The sequence below is a fragment of the Psychrobacillus sp. genome (assembly GCF_056205495.1).
In genome coordinates, this window is sequence record NZ_JBAEAP010000205.1 from 1 (window position 1) to 2,001 (window position 2,001).

Annotated in this window: 2 protein-coding genes; both read right to left on the minus strand. The window is 35.9% G+C overall.

Annotated features, from left to right (window positions below; translation table 11 throughout):
- Positions 1-213: 213 nt before the first annotated feature.
- Positions 214-1,416 carry an IS110 family RNA-guided transposase gene (locus tag AC06OU_RS06005; RefSeq protein WP_475854620.1) on the minus strand — a complete coding sequence of 401 codons (1,203 nt, stop codon included), beginning with the start codon at positions 1,414-1,416 and terminating at the stop codon, positions 214-216.
- Positions 1,417-1,741: 325 nt separating this feature from the next.
- The coding region (locus AC06OU_RS06010) for a hypothetical protein (protein ID WP_475854621.1) at positions 1,742-2,001 on the minus strand (260 nt) is incomplete at its 5' end.

Consider the following 2,001-nt stretch of genomic DNA (forward strand, 5'->3'; position numbering starts at 1 on the left):
AAAGATTGATTTAAAATACACATAAAAAATGAGCTAGGATATTTTTTCCTGGCTCATTTTACTTTGATATTGCTTTTTACTAAACCAGCTAATAGGATGTCAATATTTTTCTCTAAAATTATTATTAATCCTATGATATACTATTTTGTGCATGGCAAATAGCCCTCCAAAAACCTTTTGGAAGGTTTTCTCTTAATTACTTGTAATCAGTAATTACGCTATATCTTGGAAAGTTTCTTTGCTATTTAATAGAGCATAAATCCAATTAAGCAGTTTGTTAATGCAGGCTACTATCGCTACTTTGGCAGGCTTGCCTTCTGATTTTTTCTTATCATAGAATTCTTTCAGCTTTTTGTTTCTTGAACTTCTGATACCGCATAATACGGCAAGATACAAAGCATGGCGTAATCTACTAGAGCCTCGTTTAGTAATACGATTGGTTGTGGCAGTAAACTTTCCTGATGAATGAACACTGGGATCTACTCCTGCAAAGGCAACTAGTTTTTTCGGATGATTAAACCGTTCGATTTCTCCGATCTCAGAGATTATCGTGGCAGCGATCTTTTCTCCGATTCCTGGAATCGATTGGACAATCTTGTAATCTTCTAATTCATTTGCCAAGGTCACTATACGAATTTCCAACTCCGAAAGGTGCCCTTGGTACTGAAAAAGCATTTCAATATACATTTGAAGATTGATCAAGTGACTATGATACACCACTTTTTGAAATGGATTTCGATAGGCAGAATCCATTAGTTTTTTTGCCTTTTCCAATGCCCATTGACTAGAACGTCTTGGACAAAACTCCATCACACACTCCGCTAGCTTACTTTCTCCAGCCGTTATTACATCTTCTGAAGTGGGATATTTCTTTAACATCAATAAAGAAACCTTTGAATAAAGATCACCAAAAACCTTGCGGTATTCAGGAAACACTTGATCTAGAATAGTGTGAAACTGCAGCTTAGCCTCCACATACATATTCGTCACAATCTCCTGTTGTCTCGATAGATTTCTAAGATTTAAGAGTTGAATCCCTCTTTTTTTATGAGGTTCAAAATCTTCTTTGTAATAAAGCATACACAACTGATACGCATCAACTGCGTCTGTTTTTACCTTTCTTAAACTAGATCTCTTCGCTTGATAAGAAATAATAGGGTTAAGCAAGATATATAAAACCTCGTTCTCCTCCAAGCATTGAATAACAGGAGAGTGGTAATGGCCTGTAGATTCTAGAATGACTATAGGCATTTGCCCGGTCATCACTTCAATCTCATGTAAGAAGCCTATAAAATGATCTAAATCCTCTCGTGTATGCTTCATAGAATAACTCTTTCCAAACGGCTTTGATTTATCTAAAAATGCCTGAACTTGGCTCTCTCCTTTTGCCACATCCAGACCAACTACTGGGTTCATTTAACTTCCTCCTCTAACTAACTCACCAGTACCCCTGTTCCTCCTTGTAGTGTCATAGCTTCGCTTGTTATACGAGATCTATGTCCCAACCAGCCTCAAACATGTTTCTACAAGTAGGGGGTGGACAGTTTAGCCGACGGGATCATTGTCCCACGCACCCGTACGTCCTACCCTGGCTACTGATATATTAAATCCTATAAAAATAAGGTCAACCAGTAAAAACTGGTTAACCTTATAATACGAAAGCACCCGTTAGTTGAATAGAAAAAGGGGCTCTATCTGTTTAAAAGCACTTTTACAATACTCTATTATTAGAGACAAATTATTAACTTAAAAGTAATTCAAAAAAGAATATTCCGAAAGAAAAACCTAATAGTAATATAAAAGCATATAACAACTTCATTTTCATTGTTTGGTCATCGAAAACCATTCCTGAATAACGATACATCCAATAAATTATTGGTAAAACTACTACAATACAAAAAATACTTTCAAAGGAAAAACTGAGATTAACGGTAGTGCTAATCTTTGACAGAAGAGATGTTAAGCATCCTACCACAAAACCAATTGTATACCCACCTAGTA

Excerpts from the sequence above, each read along its gene's own strand:
- AC06OU_RS06005 (WP_475854620.1), bottom strand. The coding sequence starts at position 1,416 with ATGAACCCAGTAGTTGGTCTGGATGTGGCAAAAGGAGAGAGCCAAGTT.